This is a genomic window from Roseovarius amoyensis (assembly GCF_003260265.1).
In the GTDB taxonomy this organism is placed as follows: domain Bacteria; phylum Pseudomonadota; class Alphaproteobacteria; order Rhodobacterales; family Rhodobacteraceae; genus Roseovarius; species Roseovarius amoyensis.
The window spans coordinates 1-5223 of record NZ_QITQ01000057.1 but is presented as its reverse complement, the minus strand read 5'-3'; the positions used below and the strand labels follow the sequence as shown (position 1 = coordinate 5223).

General features: G+C 59.6%; 7 protein-coding genes. 1 reads left to right on the top strand and 6 read right to left on the bottom strand.

The window, feature by feature from the left end; all coding sequences use genetic code 11:
• Window positions 1-270 (top strand): hypothetical protein (locus DL899_RS19780; RefSeq protein WP_204355372.1); only part of this gene is annotated, 270 nt, incomplete at its 5' end.
• On the opposite strand, the gene cofC is transcribed toward DL899_RS19780, so the two are convergent.
• From cofC to DL899_RS18905, 6 genes are all read right to left on the bottom strand, one after another.
• Complete coding sequence (gene cofC, locus DL899_RS18930) at window positions 263-967, bottom strand: 2-phospho-L-lactate guanylyltransferase (protein ID WP_111735870.1); 705 nt, start codon at window positions 965-967, stop codon at window positions 263-265. The genes DL899_RS19780 and cofC overlap by 8 nt on opposite strands.
• Window positions 964-1926: a 2-phospho-L-lactate transferase gene (cofD, locus tag DL899_RS18925; protein WP_111735869.1), complete on the bottom strand. Its 963-nt coding sequence runs from the start codon at window positions 1924-1926 to the stop codon at window positions 964-966. Before cofD ends, cofC begins: the two co-directional genes overlap by 4 nt.
• Window positions 1923-2699: a coenzyme F420-0:L-glutamate ligase gene (gene cofE, locus DL899_RS18920; protein ID WP_111735868.1), complete on the bottom strand. Its 777-nt coding sequence runs from the start codon at window positions 2697-2699 to the stop codon at window positions 1923-1925. The genes cofD and cofE overlap by 4 nt, the downstream gene beginning before the upstream one ends.
• A 22-nt stretch (window positions 2700-2721) precedes the next feature.
• Complete coding sequence (gene npdG, locus DL899_RS18915) at window positions 2722-3396, bottom strand: NADPH-dependent F420 reductase (protein WP_111735867.1); 675 nt, start codon at window positions 3394-3396, stop codon at window positions 2722-2724.
• Window positions 3397-3629: 233 nt separating this feature from the next.
• Entirely contained in the window at window positions 3630-4151 is a 522-nt protein-coding gene (locus tag DL899_RS18910; protein ID WP_111735866.1) for a MarR family winged helix-turn-helix transcriptional regulator, read from the bottom strand.
• Window positions 4152-4223: 72 nt separating this feature from the next.
• Window positions 4224-5096 carry a class I adenylate-forming enzyme family protein gene (locus DL899_RS18905; RefSeq protein WP_111735865.1) on the bottom strand — a complete coding sequence of 291 codons (873 nt, stop codon included), beginning with the start codon at window positions 5094-5096 and terminating at the stop codon, window positions 4224-4226.
• Between the last annotated feature and the right edge of the window lie 127 nt (window positions 5097-5223).

Below are 5223 nucleotides of genomic sequence, written 5' to 3'. Positions count from 1 at the left end.
AAAATCACACCACGTGCCACAACAACGATCCCACGAAATCTACCGCTTCGCGATACAAAACGCCTTGTTTTGTTGACCTGCGCCAAACGAAATCCGGAAAAATCAGCCGCGAACTGTCGAAGTTGGGCGGCAAAGCTGAGTCAGCGGAATGAACACCTTGCGCGAATAGCTGATCAGCCGCCCGTGGCCATGATCCCGCAGTTTGGCCGCGCGGGTCAGCAGAACCTCCTGCGGCTCATCAAGCAGGCCATGGGCTTGGGCCTCAGATAACTGCCGCGCCCTGTTCTCGATATTGATGATAGAGTTCATGCCTCTCCCGATCGTAACTTGAGTGCTTTAGCCGATCTTGAACCCCCTGCAGAAACGCGAATGTCGCGCCGGGCATTCGGTATCTGGTCAGTTCAAGAAGATCATGCGGCGTGTCGATATCGCACGCCAATCCCGGGGCATCGATCAGCGTCGGCTCGATCCCGGCCGCGCGCGCGACCCGGCGATATCGCGAAAAGCTGTTCAGACCGAAGCCGGGAAGGATAAGGCCGGGTGATGCCAGAAACAAACCGTTGGTGCCCATCCGATCGAGACTGGCCGCCAACCTTATGCGGCGGCTGTCAGCGGCGGCCGGGGCGCAGAGACATCTGATCTCGGCCGCCGCGGCAAGCGGAATATCCGCCGGCAGCACGGCAACATTGCCGCCCCTCGCCTCGGCAAAGCCGAGCGATACGGCCGCGTTGTAGCCACGGACATCATGCTCGCGGACCGGGCGCGCCGCGAATTTCCTGGCGATATCGAACACGGCATCGTTGCTGGCCACGACCAGGGCCGGGCCGCAGTCTGCCTCTGCCACGGCCGTCAGCAAATCCTGCAGCATAGCCAGCACAAGCTCAGTGCGTTCGGCTGCACTCAGCACGCCCATCAGGCGCTGCTTGGCACAGGACAACTCCTTGACCGGAATGATGATCTCCGTCATCGCTCGAGACCTCCGCCAAGGCGGCTGGCGAAAGCAACGGTCTGACTTGCCAGGTCGATGCGTGTCTGAAGATCACACATGATCGTCGGCAAGACCTCCACACCGAGACCAAGGGCCGCCACGTCCGACGCCAGGCCGGTGTCCAGCTCGTCGATGACAATTCCATCGGCGAAACCTTGATAGTGCCTGGCAACCGCCAAGGCGGTCGGGTCATGACCCGCCTCCGAAAACATCTTGGCCGCGGGTCCCTTGATCGCCGTCCCGCCGACGATCGGTGAGACAGCAACAATCGGGGCACCGCACCCGCGCAAGAGATCGCGCATCCCCGGAATCGCAAGGATAGGATCGACACTGACAAACGGATTCGACGGGGCGATGATGATCGCCTCGGGCCGGTCGGCCAGCGCGGCAGCCAGCGCCGGATTGACCCGAGCCGTGTCGATGCCGTTGAATTCGAACCCGGTCACCCGAGGCACGCATCGCTCGCGGACGAAATATTCCTGAAAGGCCAGCCGCCCCTGCGTCGTATCGACCTTCGTCGATACCGGCTGGTCGCACATCGGCAGGACCGTGGCGTCTATGCCCATGGCCGTGGCGACGTCGCGGGTGATTTCTGTCAGGTTTGCACCGGCTCTCAGCCGCTCGGTGCGCAATACATGCAGGGCCAGATCACCATCGCCCAGGCTGAACCAGTCCGCGCCGCCCAGCGCCTTCATCGCGCCCATGAAGGTCCAGGTCTCATCGACCCGGCCCCAGCCCTTGCCTGGATCGGCCAGGCCCGACAGCGTGTAGAGCACGGTGTCGGTATCGGGACAGATCCGCAGGCCGAAATGGTCGAAGTCGTCGGCGGTGTTGGTGACGACGATCAGCCGTTCTGCAGGTACCGCATGCGCCAGGCCCAGCACCAGCTTGGCGCCGCCGACGCCGCCCGATATCACGATCACACGCCCGCCGCTCATCGAAACAGGTCCTCGGACGGGTCGCGGATCAGATCGGCAGCCGGGCGGTTCGGGACGTTGCCGTTGCCGATACGCAGGCCGCGGATCAGGACCACCGGCCGCCCCTCCGCTGCCTGCCCCTGCAACAGCGAGGCGGCGTTGGCAAGTTCATCGGCAACCGCCTGCTGGGTGACCATCAGTTCGTTGTCGAAGAGATCGCGATCACCGCGCCGGTCCCAGAGACTCGGCAACCCGACAGCACCGATTGCCACCGCCGTCGTGCCCAGGCGCCAGGGACGCCCGAAACTGTCGGAGATGATGACGCCGATCTCGACCCCATGCGCCTCGCCTAGCCGGCGGCGCAGGTCGGCGCAGGTCGCATCCGGGTCTTCGGGCAACAGCAGGACGTTTTCCTCTCCATCCGCCGACGCCACGTTGGAGGCATCAATTCCGGCATTGGCCATGATCCAGCCGCGCCGGTGCTCGGTGATGATTACCCCGCGTGACCGGCGGATAATTCCAGTGCTCTCGGCAAGGATCAATTCGGCAACACGCGGGTCCTTGCCGGTGGCGTCGGCAAGTTCGACGGCCTCGGGGCCTGGATTGACCGAGCGCAGATCGACGGTTCGGCCCTCGGCCTTCGACACGATCTTTTGCGCCAGGACCAGGATGTCGTTGTCTTGCAGCAGAAGGTTGCTGACAGCCAGCGCGTCATTGATCACAACGACGAGATCATCGCCTTCGGCGATCATCGGAACCCCTCTCAGGGAATGCAGTGTCAGCGAGTCGCTCATCTCCCCCACATTCCTTAAATGCCTATTGCCCCGCCAAGCCCGGCGTGCCCGTAATCCTGATCCCGGCGCCGTCGATCTTGTAGTTTCCGTTGAGAAAGATGAGGATCGATGTCAGTCCCTCAGCCACCGCCGAATTGTCGATCCGTCCGGCATGCCACGCTTTCATCCCGGCATCCTCGGCCAGCCCGATAACCGTCGCCCTCGCGTCCTTGTCGTTTCCGCAAACCAACACGTCGCAATCGATATCGTGGTCCAGGTCCGCCAAATGCGCCGCGGCCACGTTCTGAAAGGCCGAAACGACCCGGACGTCTTCGCCCAGTTCCTTCTGCACGCGCCTGGCCAGCGAGCCGCCCTCGGGCAGTTGCACGGTTCGCACCTTTGGCGGGACCAACGGAACCGTCACGTCGACCAAAATCCTGCCGTCGAGGTGTGGCCGAATGACGTCGAGCGTCGCGGCATGGCTGGCGTAGGGCACGGTCAATACCACAAGCCCGCCCTGCGCCGCAGCCTCGGCATTCTCGGCCCCGGCAATCGCGACCCCGGCGGCTTCGGTGAACTCCGCCGCCTTCACCGCCGCCCGCTCGCCATCTCGCGAGCCGATGACGACCTGGTGCCCGGCCCGCGCCCAGCGCATGGCCAGCCCCGAGCCCAGATCCCCGGTGCCGCCAATGATTGCGATCGTGTATTTTTTGGTCATCCTTTTCAGTCTCCGTCTTTGGCATAGGCGTACGAATTGGCTGGCAATGTCAAAAGCGACGTCTTTCATCTTTCCTCTTCGAAACATGAACGCATCCCGGTCACAAAACGAGCGCTTTCGAAGTTCGCTCGGGCGGCCCGGGGTTACCTAGTGGCGCGGTCTTTGCGTCGAATAAGGAGCAGCCATCCTGCCCTTGGTGAGACGGATTTGACTTCGTCTGACACCTCCCCTTCTCAAGCTCCGTCATCCGGATTCCGGCATGGCCCGCCTTCCCGGTCTGCCGTCTCAGGATCGTATTCACTGGGTAATTTGAAGTATCCCAACAGATTTTTCTTCATGATTTCTAAACTATCTGCCGTCTGCGTGAGCTGCTCTTCTGTAATTCCATCTAGGACAATGGCATTGAAGTTGTGATTGGCGCGCCGCATGTGCACCAGAAGCGGTTTAGCTTTGGGGGTAAGATAGATAAGATACACGCGACGGTCATTCTTATCCGAGACTCGCTGAACGAATCCGTTCTTCTCAAGTCGATCTATCACCCCCCCGACTGCAACCCGGCCCAAATCGAGCTGATCGGCCAATTCAGTCTGGCTCAACCCATCTCCCCGCGAAAGAGTGGCCAACACCCACCACTGCGAGCGCGTGATATTGAGCCGTCGGAAATAATAATCGAACGCCTTGCGACGGAGCCGCGACGCATCGTGAATAAGAAATAAAAGCTTGAGTTCCCAATCAATAGATCTGTTTTTTAACATTACTATACTTTCGGTTCGAGGTCAGTATTCTTCTAATGCCATATTCCATAGTGTGGGGCGCTCGCAGGACCGCTATTCCCGCTTGCTGGAGAGTTCACGCAGTCCCTGCTTGTATATCTTTCCATTTGCTGTCTTGGGAATGTCCTCGATGAACTCTACCCGCCTTGGAACCTTGAAGTTGGAAATCCGTTCCCGGCAATAGGCTTCAATTTCCTTGCCGGTGCACTGGGCATTATCCTTGAGAACGACGTACGCCACAACAATCTGTCCCCGCTTTGGATCAGAGCGTCCGATGACAGTACACTCATTTACCCCTGGATGAGTATACAGGATTTCTTCGACCTCACGCGGATAAACATTATAACCTGACGTAATAATAAGATCATCTTTACGATCAATGACATAGAAGTAACCGTTTTCATCCTTCTTGCAGATGTCCCCGGTATGGAACCAGCCGTTTCGGTATGCTTCCAGCGTCGTCTTGGGCATGCGCCAGAATCCGGGTGGCAGTTGCGATCCGCGTACGATCAACTCGCCAGGGGTCCCGTGCGGAAGTTCCTGGTCATCCTCTCCTACGATTTTCATATCGGTGTCCATCGTGGGATCAATATCACGGAGCGACTTCCCAATTGAGCCGTGGACCCGCGGACCGTCCAGCGGCGTGGCTGAAGATATCCAGCCTGTGCACCCATACGCATCGAGCACTCGAACCTTGGCGCGCTCCTCGAAATCACGCTGCACTTCGACCGGCACGGATGCCCCGGCGACCAACGCGACTCGCAAGCTGGAGAGATCGTGCTTTTCAAAGTCCGGCTCGCGGATCATGTAAGTGTACATGGTCGGTACTCCGGCGAAAAACGTGATCTGATCCTCTGCAATCGTCTGCAGCACTTTGCTCGTATCCCACGTCTCATGCAGCGTTTGCGTGCCACCTTTGTACAGCATTGTCCGTCGTCATATAAAATGGGACATCAGAGCGGTTTGCGGATTGGAGGCTCTGGCACGTTTGTGTGATTGATTATGCCGCCTGTTTTTGATGTTGCAAGCGGCGCTGTCGGATTGTCAGTTTCTT

Coding starts and splice junctions, on each gene's coding strand:
- DL899_RS18905 (WP_111735865.1), bottom strand. CDS start 5,096: ATGCTGTACAAAGGTGGCACGCAAACGCTGCATGAGACGTGGGATACG.
- npdG (WP_111735867.1), bottom strand. CDS start 3,396: ATGACCAAAAAATACACGATCGCAATCATTGGCGGCACCGGGGATCTG.
- DL899_RS18910 (WP_111735866.1), bottom strand. CDS start 4,151: ATGTTAAAAAACAGATCTATTGATTGGGAACTCAAGCTTTTATTTCTT.
- cofE (WP_111735868.1), bottom strand. CDS start 2,699: ATGAGCGACTCGCTGACACTGCATTCCCTGAGAGGGGTTCCGATGATC.
- cofD (WP_111735869.1), bottom strand. CDS start 1,926: ATGAGCGGCGGGCGTGTGATCGTGATATCGGGCGGCGTCGGCGGCGCC.
- cofC (WP_111735870.1), bottom strand. CDS start 967: ATGACGGAGATCATCATTCCGGTCAAGGAGTTGTCCTGTGCCAAGCAG.